This window comes from Arthrobacter sp. YAF34, from assembly GCF_052113245.1.
Taxonomy (GTDB): Bacteria; Actinomycetota; Actinomycetes; order Actinomycetales; family Micrococcaceae; genus Arthrobacter.
Window position 1 is genome coordinate 133,913 of record NZ_JBFRCV010000006.1, and the last position, 17,804, is coordinate 151,716.

Annotated in this window: 17 protein-coding genes; 14 read left to right on the forward strand and 3 right to left on the reverse strand. The window is 66.5% G+C overall.

Annotated features, from left to right (window positions below; translation table 11 throughout):
• Positions 1-73 precede the first annotated feature (73 nt).
• The gene (locus tag AB4Y72_RS09450; RefSeq protein ID WP_441425904.1) at positions 74-1,090 is read right to left on the reverse strand and encodes a LacI family DNA-binding transcriptional regulator; all 1,017 of its coding nucleotides are present in this window, start codon (positions 1,088-1,090) and stop codon (positions 74-76) included.
• A gap of 161 nt (positions 1,091-1,251) precedes the next feature.
• Between AB4Y72_RS09450 and AB4Y72_RS09455 the strand changes: the two genes are divergently transcribed.
• The 14 genes from AB4Y72_RS09455 to AB4Y72_RS09520 all read left to right on the forward strand — a co-directional run bounded on the left by AB4Y72_RS09455 (position 1,252) and on the right by AB4Y72_RS09520 (position 16,256).
• A complete protein-coding gene (locus AB4Y72_RS09455) occupies positions 1,252-2,817 on the forward strand; it encodes a sugar ABC transporter ATP-binding protein (protein ID WP_441425905.1) in 1,566 nt (521 codons plus the stop codon).
• Positions 2,814-3,836, forward strand: coding sequence for an ABC transporter permease (locus tag AB4Y72_RS09460; RefSeq protein WP_441425906.1), 1,023 nt, complete (start codon positions 2,814-2,816; stop codon positions 3,834-3,836). Before AB4Y72_RS09455 ends, AB4Y72_RS09460 begins: the two co-directional genes overlap by 4 nt.
• Positions 3,826-4,878, forward strand: coding sequence for an ABC transporter permease (locus tag AB4Y72_RS09465; protein ID WP_441425907.1), 1,053 nt, complete (start codon positions 3,826-3,828; stop codon positions 4,876-4,878). Before AB4Y72_RS09460 ends, AB4Y72_RS09465 begins: the two co-directional genes overlap by 11 nt.
• A gap of 20 nt (positions 4,879-4,898) precedes the next feature.
• On the forward strand, positions 4,899-5,984 hold the full coding sequence (rhaS, locus tag AB4Y72_RS09470; protein ID WP_441425908.1) for a rhamnose ABC transporter substrate-binding protein: 1,086 nt from the start codon (positions 4,899-4,901) through the stop codon (positions 5,982-5,984).
• Between the two features lie 128 nt (positions 5,985-6,112).
• The gene (locus AB4Y72_RS09475; protein ID WP_441425909.1) at positions 6,113-6,487 is read left to right on the forward strand and encodes an L-rhamnose mutarotase; all 375 of its coding nucleotides are present in this window, start codon (positions 6,113-6,115) and stop codon (positions 6,485-6,487) included.
• A complete protein-coding gene (rhaI, locus tag AB4Y72_RS09480; protein ID WP_441425910.1) occupies positions 6,484-7,650 on the forward strand; it encodes an L-rhamnose isomerase in 1,167 nt (388 codons plus the stop codon). Before AB4Y72_RS09475 ends, rhaI begins: the two co-directional genes overlap by 4 nt.
• Before the next feature lie 5 nt (positions 7,651-7,655).
• Positions 7,656-9,695, forward strand: a complete 2,040-nt coding sequence (locus AB4Y72_RS09485) for a bifunctional aldolase/short-chain dehydrogenase (protein ID WP_441425911.1) — start codon at positions 7,656-7,658, stop codon at positions 9,693-9,695.
• Complete coding sequence (locus AB4Y72_RS09490) at positions 9,692-11,218, forward strand: rhamnulokinase (RefSeq protein ID WP_441425912.1); 1,527 nt, start codon at positions 9,692-9,694, stop codon at positions 11,216-11,218. The genes AB4Y72_RS09485 and AB4Y72_RS09490 overlap by 4 nt, the downstream gene beginning before the upstream one ends.
• Positions 11,215-12,018 (forward strand): (Fe-S)-binding protein, encoded by an 804-nt coding sequence (locus tag AB4Y72_RS09495; RefSeq protein ID WP_441425913.1) that lies wholly within the window; start codon positions 11,215-11,217, stop codon positions 12,016-12,018. The genes AB4Y72_RS09490 and AB4Y72_RS09495 overlap by 4 nt, the downstream gene beginning before the upstream one ends.
• A complete protein-coding gene (locus AB4Y72_RS09500; RefSeq protein WP_441425914.1) occupies positions 12,015-13,595 on the forward strand; it encodes a LutB/LldF family L-lactate oxidation iron-sulfur protein in 1,581 nt (526 codons plus the stop codon). Before AB4Y72_RS09495 ends, AB4Y72_RS09500 begins: the two co-directional genes overlap by 4 nt.
• Positions 13,592-14,233 carry a LutC/YkgG family protein gene (locus AB4Y72_RS09505; RefSeq protein WP_441425915.1) on the forward strand — a complete coding sequence of 214 codons (642 nt, stop codon included), beginning with the start codon at positions 13,592-13,594 and terminating at the stop codon, positions 14,231-14,233. Before AB4Y72_RS09500 ends, AB4Y72_RS09505 begins: the two co-directional genes overlap by 4 nt.
• A 157-nt stretch (positions 14,234-14,390) precedes the next feature.
• A complete protein-coding gene (locus AB4Y72_RS09510) occupies positions 14,391-14,654 on the forward strand; it encodes a hypothetical protein (RefSeq protein WP_441425916.1) in 264 nt (87 codons plus the stop codon).
• A 184-nt stretch (positions 14,655-14,838) separates the two neighbouring features.
• Positions 14,839-15,153 (forward strand): hypothetical protein, encoded by a 315-nt coding sequence (locus AB4Y72_RS09515; RefSeq protein WP_441425917.1) that lies wholly within the window; start codon positions 14,839-14,841, stop codon positions 15,151-15,153.
• A 425-nt stretch (positions 15,154-15,578) separates the two neighbouring features.
• Positions 15,579-16,256: a hypothetical protein gene (locus AB4Y72_RS09520; RefSeq protein ID WP_441425918.1), complete on the forward strand. Its 678-nt coding sequence runs from the start codon at positions 15,579-15,581 to the stop codon at positions 16,254-16,256.
• Between the two features lie 117 nt (positions 16,257-16,373).
• On the opposite strand, the gene AB4Y72_RS09525 is transcribed toward AB4Y72_RS09520, so the two are convergent.
• Complete coding sequence (locus AB4Y72_RS09525) at positions 16,374-16,958, reverse strand: dihydrofolate reductase family protein (RefSeq protein WP_441425919.1); 585 nt, start codon at positions 16,956-16,958, stop codon at positions 16,374-16,376.
• Positions 16,959-17,368: 410 nt separating this feature from the next.
• Positions 17,369-17,473, reverse strand: coding sequence for a tyrosine-type recombinase/integrase (locus AB4Y72_RS09530; RefSeq protein WP_441425920.1), 105 nt, complete (start codon positions 17,471-17,473; stop codon positions 17,369-17,371).
• Positions 17,474-17,804: the final 331 nt, after the last annotated feature.

The following is a 17,804-nucleotide window of genomic DNA, read 5'->3' on the forward strand; positions in this document are numbered from 1 at the left end:
GGGTGCAGGCATCCGTCGCGGACCGGCAGGAAGCCCGCACGTGACCCCGGGGTGTGGAAATGGTGGCCGGCTGCTAGTTGCGCCGCGTACTCTGCCGAGCCACAAGTTCCGGGGTGAACACCACCTGGCTGTGGACGTGATCGTCCGCATTGTCGATTTCGTCAAAAAGGAGCTCGGCGGCACGTTCGCCGATGAGATGCCTCGGCTGGCTAATGGAGCTGAGCGGAATGCTCGATTGGGACGCGAAGTCGATGTCGTCAAAGCCGACGATGCCGATGTCCTCTGGCACCCGGAGGCCGTTGGCGGCGAAGGACTGCAGGAGTCCGAGCGCAAGCTGGTCGTTGGCGGCAAACACGGCGTCCGGCCGTTTGGCAGGCTGGAGATTGCCGATGAGATCGCCCATCTGGCGCCCGCGCTCAAATTTCAGATCGGGGGTTTCAAATAGTTGAATGCGGACCCCTGCCTGTGCCGCCGCATCCGCGGCACCCTGATAGCGGTCCGCGACCTGCTGGAGCGTAAACGGGCCGCCGACGAACGCCGGGCGCACCGAGCCGACGCTCAGGAGGTGGGTCAGGGCCGTCGCGCCTCCGGCGACGTCGTCCACCGATACCGAGCAGAATTGATCGGTGCTGGCGAGCCGGTCCACGAGGACCGAGGGGATGCCCCGGGAACGCATGGTTTCGAGCCGTTGAAGCACCTGGCCGAAGGGGGTGATCAGAACGCCCTGGACCCGCTGCTGCTCGAACAGGTCCAGATATGCCACCTCGCGCCCGATGTCCTCGGCGCTGTTGGCCAGGATCAGGGAGTGCTTGTGGTCTTCGGCGACGTTTTCGGCACCGAGGGCCACATCGGTGAAGAAGGGGTTGCGGACATCCAGCACCAGCATCCCGAGGCTCCTGGTAGACCCGGAGCGCAGCGACCGCGCCGATTCGTTGCGCACGAATCCCAGCTGGTCGATGGCGGCCAGAACTCGGCCTTTCTTGTCCGGCGACACCTGTTCCGGCCGGTTAAGGACGTTCGAAACAGTGCCGACGGAAACCCCCGCAAGCGCGGCGACATCCTTCAGCTTTGCACCCGGCCCGTTCGGCATCCTGCGCCTCCCCACGTCTGAATCGAATCAATGCGCTCCATTAATGTTACGTCCTTCACATTGTCCGCCCTCCGGGTTACTTCTTGACACGCTACGGAAACACGCTCTAACGTGTGAGGAGGTTCACAAATGAATCGATTCATTACAAAGGAGTAACGGACATGGCCGAAGCACGGGACGCCACGGTTCGGAGCACCCGCAGGGCCGAGGCGGCAGATGTTCCGCTCCTGGAACTGCGGGATATCCACAAGTCCTTCGGTGCGGTGCACGCGCTGCGCGGCGCCGGCCTCAGCCTGTACCGGGGCCAGGTCACCGCGCTGGTCGGAGAAAACGGTGCCGGCAAATCCACCTTGGTCAAGACCCTCGCCGGACTGCACCAGCAGGACCGCGGCCAGGTTCTGCTAGATGGCGAGGAGGTCTCGTTCCGCGATCCGCTCCATGCCCGCGAAGCAGGGATTGCGGTCATCTACCAGGAACCGACCATGTTCCCCGACCTCACCGTCGCCGAGAACATCTTTATGGGTCGGCAGCCGCTGCGCTCCCTGCGCAGGATCGATCGGAAGGCGATGCGCCAGCAGGCCCTGGGGCTTTTTGAGCAACTGGGGGTCAAGATCGATCCCGACCGGGCTGCGCAAGGTCTCTCGATCGCAGACCAGCAGGTGGTGGAAATCGCCAAGGCAATTTCGCTCGACGCGCGCGTCCTGATCATGGACGAGCCGACGGCGGCGCTCAGCGGCGTCGAAGTTGACCGGCTCTTCGCCGTCACCCGGACCCTGCAGGCCCAGGGGGCTGCGGTAATGTTCATCTCCCACCGGTTCGAGGAAGTCTTTGCCCTGGCGGACTGGATCACCGTAATGCGCGACGGCGCGCACGTCGCAACCGCCCCGGCCTCCGAGCTGACGGTCGACGGCGTGATCCGACAGATGGTCGGCCGTGACGTCGCATCCTTGTTCCCGAAGCAGGAGACGACGATCGGGCCCACCGCCCTCGAAGTGAAGGGGCTCAGCCGCAAGGGCGTCTTCTCGGATATTTCCTTCACCGTGAAGGCAGGCGAAATCGTCGGCCTCAGCGGCCTTGTCGGCGCAGGGCGCTCCGAGGTCGCGCGGGCCATCTTCGGCATCGACAAATACGACTCGGGCGAAGTGCTGATCCGTGATGCGCCGCTCAAGTCCTTGTCCCCCAGGGCATCGATGGCCGCCGGGATCGCGTTCGTGCCGGAAGACCGGCGCAAGCAGGGACTCGTCATGGAGCTGAACGTGAGCCGGAACCTCACGCTGACGCTCCGGCGGAAACTGAGTCGTTTCGGTCTCCTCACCAACCGGGCCGAGGCCAAAGCCACCTCGGAATGGGCCAAGAAACTTCAGATTAAGGCAGGGTCGCCGATGTCCCCGATCTCGACCCTCTCCGGCGGTAACCAGCAGAAGGTCGTCCTGGGCAAGTGGCTGGCCACCGGCCCAAAGATCCTGATCATCGACGAACCGACCCGCGGAATCGACGTCGGCACCAAGTCAGAGGTGCATCGGCTCATCTCCGAACTCGCAGGCACGGGCCTCGCCGTCCTCATGATCTCCTCGGAGCTGCCCGAGATCCTGGGCATGTCGGACCGCGTGCTGGTGATGCACGAGGGGCGGATCACCGCAGAACTTAGCCGCAAGGACGCCACGGAGGAATCCGTTATGACCGCCGCCACGGGAGTCGACCCGAAAACCAAGGAGACAACAGCGTGACCACCCTAACCCTGCAACGTCAGCCGTCCATGGCATGGCTGGGAACGTTGACCCGGTCCCGTGAATTCAGCGTGTTCCTGGCGCTGGTCATTCTGATCGCCGTCACAGTAGCAGCCAACCCGCTTTTCCTGAGTGGTCAGAGCATCAAAGACCTGCTGCTGAACTCCTCGATCCTGGTGATTCTCGCCGTCGGCCAGGCGATCGTGATCGTGACGAAGAACGTGGACTTGTCGGTCGGATCAGTCCTCGGCCTGACGGCCTTCGCCACGGGAAAAATCTTCATCGCGCTGCCGGACCTTCCCGTGATCGCAATGCTCGTAATCGGCATCGCCATCGGCGCCGTGCTGGGGGCCATCAACGGAGCCCTGATCGCAGTGGCCAAGGTGCCGGCCCTGGTGGTCACCCTGGGTACGTTGTATATCTTCCGTGGTGTTGACTTCGCCTGGGCCCAGGGGCAACAGATTAACCCGTCTGACCTCCCGGCAGACTTCCTGGCCCTCGGTGCTGGCGCCCTGCTGGGATTCCCCTATCTGGCCCTGATCGCCCTCGCGGTCGTCATGGCTTTCGGCCTCTACCTGAAAAACCTGCGCTCCGGACGCGAGTTCTACGCCATCGGTTCCGACGTCCAGGCCGCTCGCCTGTACGGCATCCGGGTCGGGCGGAAGGTCTTCTCCGCCTTCTTGATCTCCGGCGCCCTCGCCGGACTCGGCGGAGTGATCTATGCAGCCAAGTACGGCAACCTGGACGCGACCGCCGGTCAAGGCCTTGAACTGAACGTGGTCGCCGCGGCTGTGGTTGGCGGGGTGGCCATCGCCGGGGGTGTCGGAACGGTCTACGGGGCCGCCCTCGGAGCCGTCCTCCTGACCACCATTACCTCTGCTCTTCCGGTCTTGGGAGTCTCGCCGTTCTGGCAGCGAGCCATGGTCGGCGTCCTGATCCTGGCCTCGATTGTCCTGGACCGATACCTTGCCCTGCGCACCGAGCGCCGTCTGAGAGGACACGATTCACATGCTGGTTGATACAGCACCGCCGGCAGCAGAAGCCCGGCGCGCCCCCCGCGTTGGCTTCCTGCGCAGCTGGGACACCGCCATCATTCTGGCCCTCGTGGCCAGCATCATCGTCGCCTCCATGACCGTCAGCGGTTTCGCCACGTCCCGCAACGTCGGGTTCCTCCTCATCGACGTGATCCCGGTCCTGCTGCTGGCCCTGCCGATGACGCTGATCATCATCACCGGCGAGATCGACCTGTCCGTTGCGAGCATCGCAGGCTTCGTCAGCTGCGTGTTCGGAGCGCTCTGGAACGCCGGTATGCCCATGGAAACGATCATTCCGTTGTGCCTTGTCCTTGGCGCCGTGTCCGGGGCGCTCAACGGATTCCTGGTCTCCGTAGTCGGCCTGCCGTCACTGGCCGTAACCATCGGCACCCTGGCGTTGTACCGCGGGCTGGCCTTTGTCGTCCTGGGGGATCAGGCCGTTACCAGCTTCCCGCGGGCCATTACCACGGGTCTGCAGGCGAAGATCGGCACCACAGGCATCCCCGTCTGGATCCTGCCGGTCATCCTCCTGGTCATCATTTTCGGTGTCGCCCTGCACTTCACCGGCTTCGGCCGCTCCCTCTTCGCCATCGGATACAGCGTCGACGCCGCCCGGTTCTCAGGAATCGGGGTCGCACGGACCAAGTTCTGGCTCTTCGTCATCTCGGGCACCGTCGCGGCGCTGGTCGGCGTGTGGTGGACCCTGCGCTACGGAAGCGCCCGCGGTGACAACGCCACGGGCCTGGAACTGTCCGTCATCGCGGCCGTACTGCTCGGCGGCGTGTCCATCTTTGGCGGCAAAGGCACCCTGCCGGGCGTCATCGCCGGCGTCGGGCTCCTCGCCATCCTGCGCAACGCGCTCCAGCTGGCCAGCGTCCCCGAGGACACCCTGTCCATGCTCACCGGCGGCCTCCTGATCCTCGCCGTCGTCGCCCCTAATGCCGTCGCCTGGATCCGATCCCTCTCCCAAAAAAGCTTCAACGACCTGACCACCGTCCACACCACAGCAACAACGACGTTCAGTTGAAAGGCATCACTATGAAATTCATGTCCACGACCGGAGTCCGCCGCCTCGCGCCGGCCTACATCGCCGCCGCCACGGGACTCGCGCTGGCGCTCAGCGCCTGCGGTGGAACCACCAACACCTCCAGCACTGACGGCGGCGGAGCCGCCTCGTCCAGCGCCGCGGCGGATCCGAATGCCCCGATCAAGGAAGGCCTGAAGGTGGCCTTCCTGCCCAAGCAGCTGAACAACTCCTACTTCACCGTCACTGACCGCGGCGGCAAGGCTGCGGTCGGGGAGTACAAGGGCATCTTCTCCGAAGTGGGTCCGTCCGAAGCCAGCGCCTCCAGCCAGGTGAGCTACATCAACACGCTCACGCAGCAGGGGTCCAACGTCATCGCAACCTCGGCCAACGATCCCAAGGCCATCTGTTCGGCGCTGGACGAGGCCCGCAGCGCCGGGGCGAAGGTGGTCACCTTTGACTCCGACACCGACCCCTCCTGCCGCGACATCTACATCAACCAGGCCACCGCGGAAGGCATCGCCTCCACCCAGATCAAGCTCATCTCCGACGCCATCGGTCCCGACGGCGGGGACATCGCCATTCTGTCCGCCACGGCGAACGCCACGAACCAGAACGCGTGGATCGAGCTGATGAAGAAAGAACTCCAGAAGCCCGAGTACGCCAAGCTCAAGCTCGTCGCGACCGCCTACGGCGATGACAACGCCCAGAAGTCCCAGCAGGAAGTCCAGGCGCTTCTCCAGGCCCACCCCACGTTGAAGGGCATCATCTCGCCCACGACGGTTGGTATTGCCGCTGCCGCCCAGTACCTGTCCGGGTCTGAATACAAGGGCAAGGTCCAGTTGACCGGCCTCGGCTTCCCGAGCCAGCTCAAGGAATTCCTGAAGAACGGCACCATGAAGTCCTTCGCCCTGTGGGACGTTGAAAAGCTGGGCTACCTCGCCGCCTACGCCGGTGCGGCCCTCGCATCCGGCCAGATCACCGGTGCCGAAGGCCAGACGTTCAAGGCCGGCACCCTGGGCGAATTCAAGGTCGGCCCCAACGCCACCGTTCTGCTCGGCGAGCCCACTGTCTTCACCGCCGCGAACGTGGACCAGTACAACTTCTAGGCACCCCGCTCCGGCGCTGATGTCGTGATCAGCGCCGGAGCTTCTTCACTCAACACGCACAAGGCTGTCGCCTAGATGAATCGATTCAATCGACTTGAGGTCAAAAGTCGAGATCAGGAGATTTCCTCATGAGGGTGTGCTTCCGCTCTTCGGTCAAGCCCGGCCAGATTCCCGAATACCGGCGCCGTCACGCAGCCGTCTGGCCCGAGATGCTCCGGGAACTCAAGGCCGCCGGCTGGAACAACTACTCGCTATTCCTCGCGGACGACGGGCTGCTGTTGGGGTACGTGGAGTGCGACGACTTCGACGCAGCACGGGCCCGCATGGCACTGACTGAGGTGAACGCCCGATGGCAAGCCGAGATGGCCGCCCTGTTCGACGACGACGGGCAGTCGCCGGACCAGGGCTTCCTCCAGCTCACCGAAATTTTCAATCTCGAGGACCAGTTGTCCGCGGCCAACTCCGCTGAGGACAACCCCCAACCGCAGAAGGAACAATCATGAACACCACAGAAACGGCCCTGGCTCGCCTCGGGGAACTCGCCATCGAGGTCCCGTCCTGGGCCTACGGCAACTCCGGCACCCGCTTCAAGGTGTTCGGCACCCCCGGCACCCCGCGCACCGTCCAGGAGAAGCTGGCCGACGCCGCGAAGGTCCACGAACTCACCGGTCTGGCGCCCACAGTCGCCCTGCACATCCCTTGGGACAAGGTGGATGACTACGCGGCCCTGAAGGAGTACGCCGCGGACCTGGGCGTGGGCCTGGGCACCATCAACTCCAACACCTTCCAGGATGACGAGTACAAGCTCGGCTCCCTGACCTCCTCCAACCCGGCGGTCCGCCGCCGCGCCGTCGACCACCACCTCGAGTGCCTGGAGATCATGGACGCCACGGGTTCGCGGGACCTGAAGATCTGGCTCGCGGACGGCACCAACTACCCGGGCCAGGATGACATGCGCGGCCGGCAGGACCGCCTGGCGGAATCCCTGCAGGAAATCTACGCCGGCCTGGGCGAGGACCAGCGCCTGGTGCTGGAGTACAAGTTCTTCGAGCCGGCTTTCTACCACACCGACGTCCCGGACTGGGGCACCTCCTACGCCCAGACCCTGGCCCTGGGCGAGAAGGCCTTCGTCTGCCTCGACACGGGCCACCACGCCCCCGGCACGAACATCGAATTCATCGTCATGCAGCTTCTGCGCCTGGGCAAGCTCGGCTCCTTCGACTTCAACTCCCGCTTCTACGCGGACGACGACCTGATCGTCGGCGCGGCCGACCCCTTCCAGCTCTTCCGCATCATGCACGAGGTCATCCGAGGCGGCGGCTTCGGTAAAGGGTCCGGCGTCGCGCTGATGCTGGATCAGTGCCACAACCTGGAGGAAAAGATTCCGGGCCAGATCCGCTCCGTGCTCAACGTCCAGGAAATGACGGCCCGCGCCCTGCTCATCGACGCGGACGCCCTCGCCGAGGCCCAGCGCAGCGGCGACGTCCTGGCCGCCAACGGCATCTTCAACGATGCCTTCTACACCGATGTTCGTCCTGCGCTGGCGCAGTGGCGTGAATCCCGCGGGCTGCCCGCGGACCCGCTGGCCGCTTTCAAGGCCAGTGGCTACCAGAAGAAGATCAACGAGGACCGCGTCGGCGGCCAGCAAGCCGGATGGGGCGCTTAAGAGTTATGACTGAGAACAAGACTGTTGAAGAGCTGATCTCCCGTTCCAACCGCCTCGGGGCGGACAAGCGGAACACCAACTTCGCCGGCGGCAACACTTCGGCCAAGGGCACCGAGAAGGATCCCGTGACCGGCGAGGATGTCGGGCTCCTGTGGGTCAAGGGCTCCGGCGGGGATCTGGGCACGCTGAAGGCCGACGGCCTGGCCGTGCTGCGGCTGGACCGGCTGCAGGCGCTTAAGAACGTGTACCCGGGCGTCGAGCGTGAAGACGAGATGGTGGCGGCGTTTGATTACTGCCTGCACGGTAAGGGCGGCGCCGTGCCGTCGATCGACACCGCCATGCACGGCCTAGTCGACGCCGCGCACGTGGACCACCTGCACCCGGACTCCGGCATCGCCATTGCCACGGCCGCCGACGGCGAGGCGCTCACCAAGGAGATCTTCGGCGAGAAGGTGGCCTGGGTGCCGTGGCGCCGCCCCGGTTTCCAGCTGGGCCTGGACATCGCCGCCATCAAGGACGCCAACCCGCACGCCGTCGGCACCATCCTGGGCGGCCACGGCATCACCGCCTGGGGCGCCACCAGCGAGGAAACCGAAGCCAACTCGCTGTGGATCATCGAGCAGGCCGAGCAGTACATCAAGGACCACGGCAAGAACGAACCGTTCGGGCCGAAGCTCCCCGGCTACGCCGCCCTCCCGGAGACCGAGCGCCGCGCGAAGGCGGCCGCCCTGGCGCCCGTGATCCGCGGCCTGGCCTCCACGGACAAGCCGCAGCTGGGGCACTTCAGCGACGCCCCCGCCGTCCTGGACTTCCTCGAAGCCGCAGAACACCCGCGGCTCGGCGCCTTGGGCACGTCCTGCCCGGACCACTTCCTGCGGACCAAGGTCAAGCCCCTGGTCCTGGACCTGCCCGCCGACGCCTCGGTCGAGGAGTCCGTGGCCCGGCTCAAGGAACTCCACACCGCCTACCGGGCGGGCTACCAGGCATACTACGACCGCCACGCGACCCCGGACAGCCCCGCCCTGCGCGGCGCAGACCCGGCGATCGTGCTGGTCCCCGGCGTGGGCATGTTTTCCTTCGGGGCGAACAAGCAGACCGCCCGCGTGGCGGGGGAGTTCTACCTCAACGCCATCAACGTCATGCGCGGCGCCGAGGCCGTCTCCAGCTACGCCCCGATCGAGGAATCCGAGAAATTCCGGATCGAATACTGGGCCCTGGAAGAAGCCAAGCTGGCCCGGATGCCCAAGCCGAAATCCCATGCCGGCCGCATCGCTCTGGTGACCGGGGCGGCGTCGGGCATCGGCAAGGCAATCGCTACCCGCTTCGCCGCCGACGGTGCGTGCGTGGTCATCGCTGACCTGAACCTGGACAACGCCCGGGCCGTCGCCGCGGAACTCGGCGGCGCCGACGTCGCCATCGGCGTCCAGGCCGACGTCACCGACGAGGCCCAGATCGCCGCAGCCATCCAGGACGCCGTCCTGGCCTTCGGCGGACTGGATCTCGTGGTCAACAACGCCGGGCTCTCCATCTCCAAGCCGCTCCTGGAAACCACGGAAAAGGACTGGGACCTGCAGCACAACGTCATGGCGAAGGGCTCGTTCCTGGTGGCCAAGGCCGCCGCGCAGGTGATGATCGGCCAGGAGATGGGCGGGGACATCATCTACATCTCCTCCAAGAACTCCGTGTTCGCCGGCCCGAACAACATCGCCTACTCCGCCACCAAGGCCGACCAGGCCCACCAGGTCCGGCTCCTCGCCGCAGAACTGGGCGAATACGGGATCCGGGTCAACGGCATCAACCCCGACGGCGTAGTCCGCGGCTCCGGGATCTTCGCTGGCGGCTGGGGTGCCAAGCGCGCCGCCGTCTACGGCGTGCAGGAAGAGGAACTGGGCAAGTACTACGCCCAGCGCACACTGCTCAAGCGCGAAGTCCTGCCTGAAAACGTGGCCAACGCCGCCGCCGTGCTCACCGGCAGCGAGCTGTCCCACACCACCGGGCTCCACATACCCGTCGACGCCGGCGTGGCCGCGGCCTTCCTGCGATGAGCACCGAACCCTCAGCGACGGACGCCAGTATGGTGTTCGCCGGCAGTGCTTTTGTCGCAATCGACATTGGTGCCTCCTCGGGCCGGGTCATCCTGGGCCGGGTCGCCGGCAGTGCCGGTGGGACGAGGGCCGGGCTGGAGACGGTGCACCGCTTCCCCAACGGGGTCAAAGAGTTCGACGGCGGCCTCCGCTGGGACTTCGACGCTTTGTTCGCCGAGGTCCTCACCGGGCTCGCGGCCRCCGCAACGGCGGCCGCGGCCCGCGGCGAGAGGATCGCCAGCATCGGGATCGACACCTGGGCCGTGGACTACGGCCTGGTCAACGCCGACGGCGACCTCGTCGGGGCACCCTTCAGCTACCGCGATGACCGCAGCCGTGCCGCCGTCGCCCAGGTCCACCAGAAACTCGACCCGGCCGGCCTCTACGCCACCACGGGGCTGCAGTTCCTGCCGTTCAACACGATCTACCAGCTCGCCGCCGAGACCGAACTGGAGGGGCTGCAGGCGCTGCTCATCCCGGACCTCATCGGGTTCCTGCTGACGGGCCGGCGCCGCACCGAGGCCACCAACGCCTCCACCACCGGGCTCTTCGACGCGGTCGCGGGGGAGTGGGCCACGGAATTCCTTACCGCCCTGAACCTGCCGAAGGACCTCTTCCCCCCGCTGATCCAGCCGGGCGAGACGCTCGGCACCCTGCTGCCGGAGATCGCGGAACGGACCCGCCTGCCCGGAAGCACCGTCGTGGTGGCCGTGGGCTCGCACGACACCGCCTCGGCCGTCGCCGCGGTGCCCGCGGGCACCGGAGGTGGTGGGGAGAAATTCGCCTATATCTCCTCGGGCACCTGGTCGCTGGTCGGCGTTGAACTATCCCACCCGGTCCTGACCGAGGCCAGCCGGGCCGCGAACTTCACCAACGAACGCGGCGTGGACGGCACCATCCGCTACCTGCGCAACGTCGGCGGCCTCTGGCTGCTCAGCGAGTGCCAGCGCGCCTGGGCGGGGGAGGGCTACCGCCCGGGCCTTGAGGAACTGCTCGACGCCGCCGCAACACTGCCCGCCGGCGGCCCGCTCATCGACGCCGACGACCCCTGCTTCATCGCCCCCGACGACATGCCCGAGCGCATCCGGGCGGCGGTCCGCGACACGGGCGCGGTCCTGCCGGAGCATCCCGCGCACATCGTGCGGTGCATCCTGGACAGCCTCGCCGCCGGCTACGCCCGGACCATCGCCGATGCCGAACGGCTCGCCGACCTTCGGGCCGGCGTCGTGCATATTGTGGGCGGCGGATCCCAGAACCGGCTCCTGTGCCAGCTCACCGCCGATGCCACCGGCAAACACGTTTTGGCGGGCCCGGTGGAAGCCACGGCGCTGGGCAACGTCCTGGTCCAGGCCCGCGCCGCCGGCGTGCTCAGCGGCGGGCTGGGGGAGCTGCGCGCCGTGGTGCGCGCCTCCCAGCAGCCCGCCGAATACGTGCCGGCCACCCGTCCTGTCCCCAGCCCCATGACCAGCGGAGGTGTCCTGTGAGGATCGCGCTCTTTGCCACGTGCATCGTGGACGCCATGTACCCGAACACGGCGCGCGCCACCGTGTCGATCCTGGAACGGCTCGGCCACGAGGTCATCTTCCCCGCCGGGCAGGCCTGTTGCGGGCAGATGCACGTCAACAGCGGCTACTTCAAGGAGGCGCTGCCGGTCGTCGCTAACCACGTGAAGGCCTTCGAAGCGGAGGAGTACGACGTCGCCGTCGCACCGTCGGGTTCCTGCGTCGCCTCGGTGAAGCATCAGCACCCCATGGTCGCCCGCCGCTGCGGGGACGCCGGGCTGGAAGCGCGGGCGGACGCCGTCGGACACAAAACCTACGAGCTCTCCCAGCTGCTGGTGGATGTCCTCGGCGTCACCGATGCCGCGGCGCAGCTGGGCTCCTACTTCCCGCACCGGATCACCTACCACCCGAGTTGCCACGGCATGCGGCTGCTCCGGCTCGGCGACTGGCAGCTGGACCTGCTGCGCTCGGTCGGCGGCATCGAAGTGGCCGAGCTGCCCGAGGCCGAGCAGTGCTGCGGTTTCGGCGGCACCTTCTCGATGAAGAACGCGGACGTGTCCTCGGCAATGCTCGCGGACAAGACCGCCAACATCTGCGGCACCGGCGCCGACCTCTGCACCGGCGGCGACGCGTCCTGCCTGATGCACATCGGCGGCGGGCTGTCCCGGCAGGGCAGCGGCGTCACCACAATGCACTTCGCGGAGATCCTGGCCAGCACTTTCGAGAATCCCGCCGCCGTCACCGGCGACGTCCGCCTCACCACCGGAAGGACCGCGCGATGAGCGGCACATTCCTCGGGATGCCGTCCCTGCCCGTCTTCGGCATCGGCAACCTGCACGAACACGAACCCTTCCCCAAGGCCGCGCACCGCGAACTCGGCAACACCCAGCTGCGGGCAAACCTCGGCCACGCCACTCGGACCATCCGGGACAAGCGGCTGGCCGTCGTGTCCGAGCTCCCCGACTGGGAGGAACTGCGCGAGGCCGGCCGGGCGATCAAGGAATCCGTCATGGCCCGGCTGCCGGAGCTGCTCGAGCAGTTTGAGGCGAACTTCACCGCCCGCGGCGGGACCATCCACTGGGCCCGCGGCGCCGACGAAGCCAACGCCATTGTCGCCTCCCTCATCCGGGACCAGGGCGCCAACGAGGTGGTCAAGGTCAAGTCCATGGCCACCCAGGAAATCGGCCTCAACGAGTACCTCGAGGAACAGGGGATCGCGGCGTTCGAGACCGACCTTGCCGAGCTCATCGTCCAGCTGGACCACGACAAGCCGAGCCACATCCTGGTCCCGGCCATCCACAAGAACCGCAGCCAGGTCCGGGACATCTTTCTGCGCGAGATGGAGGGCGTGGACCCGGACCTGACCGACGAACCGGCCCGGCTCGCCGCAGCCGCCCGGGCACACCTGCGCCGCAAGTTCCTCAGCGCCAAGGTGGCCGTGTCCGGCGCGAATTTCGCTTTGGCCGACTCAGGCACCCTCGCCGTCGTCGAATCCGAAGGCAACGGACGCATGTGCCTGACGCTCCCGGAAACTCTCATCACCGTCATGGGCGTGGAGAAGCTGCTGCCGGCCTGTGAGGACTTGGAAGTCTTCATGCAGCTGCTCCCGCGGTCCTCCACCGGGGAGCGGATGAACCCGTACACGTCGCTGTGGACCGGGGTCACTCCCGACGACGGGCCGCAGAACGTCCATCTCGTCCTGTTGGACAATGGCCGCAGCGCTGCCCTGGCCGACGAAATGGGCCGCTCCGCCCTGCACTGCATCCGTTGCAGCGCCTGCATGAACGTCTGTCCCGTGTACGAACGCACCGGCGGGCACGCCTACGGCTCCACCTACCCGGGGCCGATCGGCGCCATTCTGTCCCCGCTGCTGACCGGGATCACGGCGGAGGAGAACAACTCCCTGCCATACGCTTCGTCGCTGTGCGGCGCCTGCTACGACGCCTGCCCGGTGAAGATCAACATCCCGGACATCCTGGTGCACTTGCGCGGCGAGGACGTGGGCAGCAAACGCGGCAAGAAGCGCCTGCCGAGCCAGATGGACCTGGGCATGAAGGCGGCGTCCTGGGTGCTGTCCTCCGGAAAGAATCTTGGCCTGGTCGAGAAGGCGCTGCCCCTGGGCCGGCTCGCCGCGGGCCCGGATAAGAAAATCACCAAGCTGCCCGGCATCGCCGCCGGCTGGACGCAGAGCCGTGACATCCCGGCCCCGCCGTCGCAGTCGTTCCGGCAATGGTGGGACAAGGAGCACCGGCGCCCGGGCCCCGGGTCGGCGTCAATCAAGGGAGCGGTTCCCGGCCCCGGGTTGGCCGGTCCAGAGGCCCCCGGCACAGGATCCGCCGGTACAGAGGAGACCCAGTGAACGCGCGCGAAGAAATACTCGACAGGATCCGTTCGGCCCTCCGCGATGCCCCGGCCGTCCCCGAGGTGCCCCGCGACTACCGGCGCTCCTCCACCCTGGGCGAGGTGGAGCTCCTCGAGCTGCTGACGGACCGGCTCATCGACTACAAGGCGAACGTTTTCGTTGAGGATGCCGCGGCGGTGCCGCAGCGGCTCGCCGCGCTGCTCGACGGCACCGGCCGCTACGTCGTGCCGCACGGCCTCCCCGAGTCACTGTTCGCGGAGGCGGACATGCACGACGGCGGTTCCGGCCGCCGCGTCATTGACGCTCCCGGGCGCCGGCTCAGCGTCGAGGACCTGGACAGTGTGGACGCCGTCGTCACCGGCAGCGCCGTGGCGGTCGCCGAAACCGGCACCATCGTCTTGGACGCAAGCCCGGACCAGGGCCGCCGGATCATCAGCCTCGTCCCGGACCGGCACATCTGCCTGGTCAGAGCCGCGGACATCACCGCGATCCTGCCCGAAGCCCTCCGCCGGCTCGATGCCACCCGGCCGCAGACCTGGATCAGCGGCCCGAGCGCGACGAGCGACATCGAACTCGAACGCGTCGAAGGCGTCCATGGCCCGCGGACCCTGGACGTCGTGATCGTACGCGGTTAGGCCGGCGAGTGTGCTCTGCTTCCCCTGCAATCAAAGGGAAGCAGAGCCGCACTGGTTGGCGGTTGGTGGCTATGGCACTCTCCGGGAACGCGCCGCTTGCCCCGACCGCGCAGAGGATACTCATTGACTTCTCAGGGGGGAGTTGAACCATGGAAGCATGTACCTAGTCGATCCCATAGCCTATGCACATCGATTGCTGCACCCCGGCAGCTGGTTCCACCCCACGATCCGCCGACTTCAGAGCGCCCGGGGCGAGCAGCCGCACTCCCGGCTCGACTACCTCGAGGCCGGACTCACGGGAACACTGAGCACGCCCTATTCGCGACGCAAGGCCAAGGAACTCGAGCACGCCTTCCGGAACGGCGACATTTCCTATGAAGACGCGTGTCTGGAGATGGAGCAACTCGAGGGAGGGGCCTGAGCCGCTGCGCGCGCTTGCCGGAAACCTCGCCGTGCCGCCGCTGCCGTTGTCCATCCTGTAGCGGTTCGTGCGCGGCGGATGCGACGTTCACGCCATTCTTTCGGACCCGCCATTTCGGTCACTCTTTTGTTGTGCAACGGGGCTGTAGTCTGTCCACGTTCATCAAAATCAGATGGGGGAATCAGTGCAGTTCGAGCGATCAGCAGGACTCTTCAAAGCCGGAGTTTTTATGGCCATTGGCGGCCCAATCATCACTCTTCTTGGGGGTGTCGTCGCAGCTCCGAACCTCTCGGCGCTTTACACCGGAGAACCGAATCGTGGGGCCGTGGTTATCAGTGCGATGGTGGCAGTCCTTGGCTTCCTAATCATGCTCGCGGGCTACATCATGATTCTTGTGGCGGTGTACCGCGCCTTGGTCAAAATCGATGCGTTGCCCTTGCGACTGCAAGCCCGTGCAGCCTCGGCGCAAACGACAGAGGCGCCCCGCTACAACTACTGACAGCCCGAGGGCTCCGGCTGTGGGGTCTCGCCACGTCGCCCACAGCCGGCCTGGTGCACTTCCGGTTTGGCAAGGCTCGTCCAGCGTGGATCGCCCCTTTCGATCGCTCGGGCTGAGGCCGACGGACTGGTGGACGGGCCCGAACGCTGGCTGGTCCAGCAGTGGCGGCCGCCCGCAGGCACTCCGCGCTTCGACTCCGAAGCTGGCCCAACCGGCTAAGACCTGGCGCCCAAGCGGGCCCGGCCGGTTCCGTCTGATCAGCCAGGAAGCGTCGCCAGCGACCCCAAGCGCAGGAACTGCCAAGGATCGGCTCAGCATCCCTTAAATGGACTGAAGTACTCCCGTCACTTGGGTAGTGTGGCGCGCGGATGGCCGTGGGGGCGGCCTGTCACATTCACGCACCTCTCCTGGAAGGCCCATCACACATGGCAGGAATATTCAGCTGGCTCGGCGCCCTCGGCACCACTGGCAAGGCAGTCGTCGTAGCATCCGTCGTCGTCACCGGGGGCGCAGGCGCCGCCATGGCGACCACCGCAACCGACACGCCCACCGACCCGTCGTCCACGGTCTCACCGGCCCCGACCGCCACGGACACCCCGACCTCCGACCCGACGGCGCCCGCGGACCCTACGCCGGCTCCGACGGCTACGGACACCCCGACCTCGGACCCGACGGCGCCCGCGACGGACCCCACGCCGGTCCCGACAGCCACCGACACTCCTACGTCCGACCCGACTGCGTCAGCTGATCCGGTCGAACCTGCCCCCGAGCCGACAGCTACCGCCCCGGCCACGGAAGAGCCGGCAGAGCCGTCCGAACCGTCCGAGGCGCCGGAGGCACCTGACGCGCCGGAGAGGGGCAAGCCGGCTGCGCCGGGCAACAGCGCCTGGGCCCACGAGAACGCCGCCGAGCACCGCGCCGCGGGCCAGGCGAATGCTGCGGCGCACCGCCACAGCGGCGACCACGGTGAAGAAGCCGCGCAGCCCGCTCCGGCGGCACCTGCCGCAGTAGCTCCCGCAGCTCCGGCACCGGCCCGGGCCGCCGCCCACGGTCACTCCGCCGCCCACGGTCACTCCGGCGGCCACGGCCACGCCGACAAGTAGTACCCGGTGTCGAAAGTCACATGCTCCCCGGAAGTTGGACTGAGAAACTCAGTTCCAACTCCCGGGGAGCATTTTCATGCATGGATGTAGTTCGTTATTCGAGCAACGCCTACCGAGTTAACTGACGCGGCGATAGCGGATGTGGGTGGCCAGCGGTGAGTGAAGCACCTCGACCGGTTCGAAGCCGAAGGATTCAACGCCGTCGAAAATGCGCTCGCCCGAACCGAGCAGGACCGGTGCGATGTCGAGGGTTAGCTCGTCGATCACGCCGGCGATCAGTGCCTGTCGGACGGTGGAGGCCCCACCGGCGATGTCCACGCCTTTGTCCCCGGCGGCCTGGCACGCTGCGGCGTAGGCCGCGTCGAAGCCCTCGGTGACGAAGTGGAAGGTCGTCCCGCCCTCCATCTGGATCGGGTCATGTGCGTGATGGGTCAGTACGAATACCGGCGCGTGGTAAGGCGGTTCGGCTCCCCACCACCCGGACCATTCCTCGTCCCAGTCCCCGCGGATCGGGCCGAACATGTTCCGACCCATCACATACGCGCCCCGCGGGCGCATGAGCCACTCCTTCGAGACCTTGTCGACATCGTTGGCTCGCGGGTCGCCGATGTGCCAGCGGTGCAGCTCCAGCCCCCGCTTGCCCAGAGGGTTCTCGCGGCTCTGGTCCGGCCCGGCGACGAAGCCATCCAGCGAGATCGACATGTGACAGGTTGTGTCCGGCACCGCGAACCTCCTGAGTGATTGCGACCGGCATGCGGTCGTGTGGGGATTCTGCGGATCCTAGCAGGTGATGGCATCCTCGCCAATGCCTCGGCCGACTGGCCCCCGACGGTCTCCTCACCCGGGCGTACGGGCCGGTTTGTAAGTGCGGCGTTACGGTGGGACTTGAACCCATGTGGACGGCCGCGCTGTTACATGAAAATAGTCAAAAGACCGTGATATTCCAACGTGAAGCGGTGCAAATGGTCACGCTCTTTCACGGCTGCGCACGTCGTTTCACAGCGATTCCTTTGCCAATTCCTTGCCAAACAGTTGATCGCGACGGGCCGCATCGAGTGCCCCGGCCACGGTGTCCAGATCATCTTCGGACAGGTCGGCATAGCGGTCCAGCGTCATCGCGCGGAGGCGTGTCCGAGCATCCGCTGGAGGACTTTGATGTTGGCGCCGGCGCTGATGGCCAACGATGCGGCTGTATGCCGGAGGTCGTGAGGGGTCACACTGGGCAATGTCGGGTCCTTCGCCTAGGCGCGCTTCCTGGCCGCACCAAACCAGCAGCTGAGGGGATTGCCGGGGCGGAAGTAATTTATGCCGTCCCCCCAAAGCAGCGCGTCGGGCGTCCTGCCGGCGCAGGCGGCCTCAACGGCTGGGGCGAGAAAGGCCGGATACACCACCGAACGGGACTCGTGCATTTTCGGTGTACCCCCAACAATGCACCGCCCTGAGACACTCCCTGTCCCCAACTATTGCCACATATACACTGTTCTAGGGGCGTCTAGGGAAAACCCTAGAACCCCGTAGAAGTGTGTATAACTGCGGGGTTGAACCTGG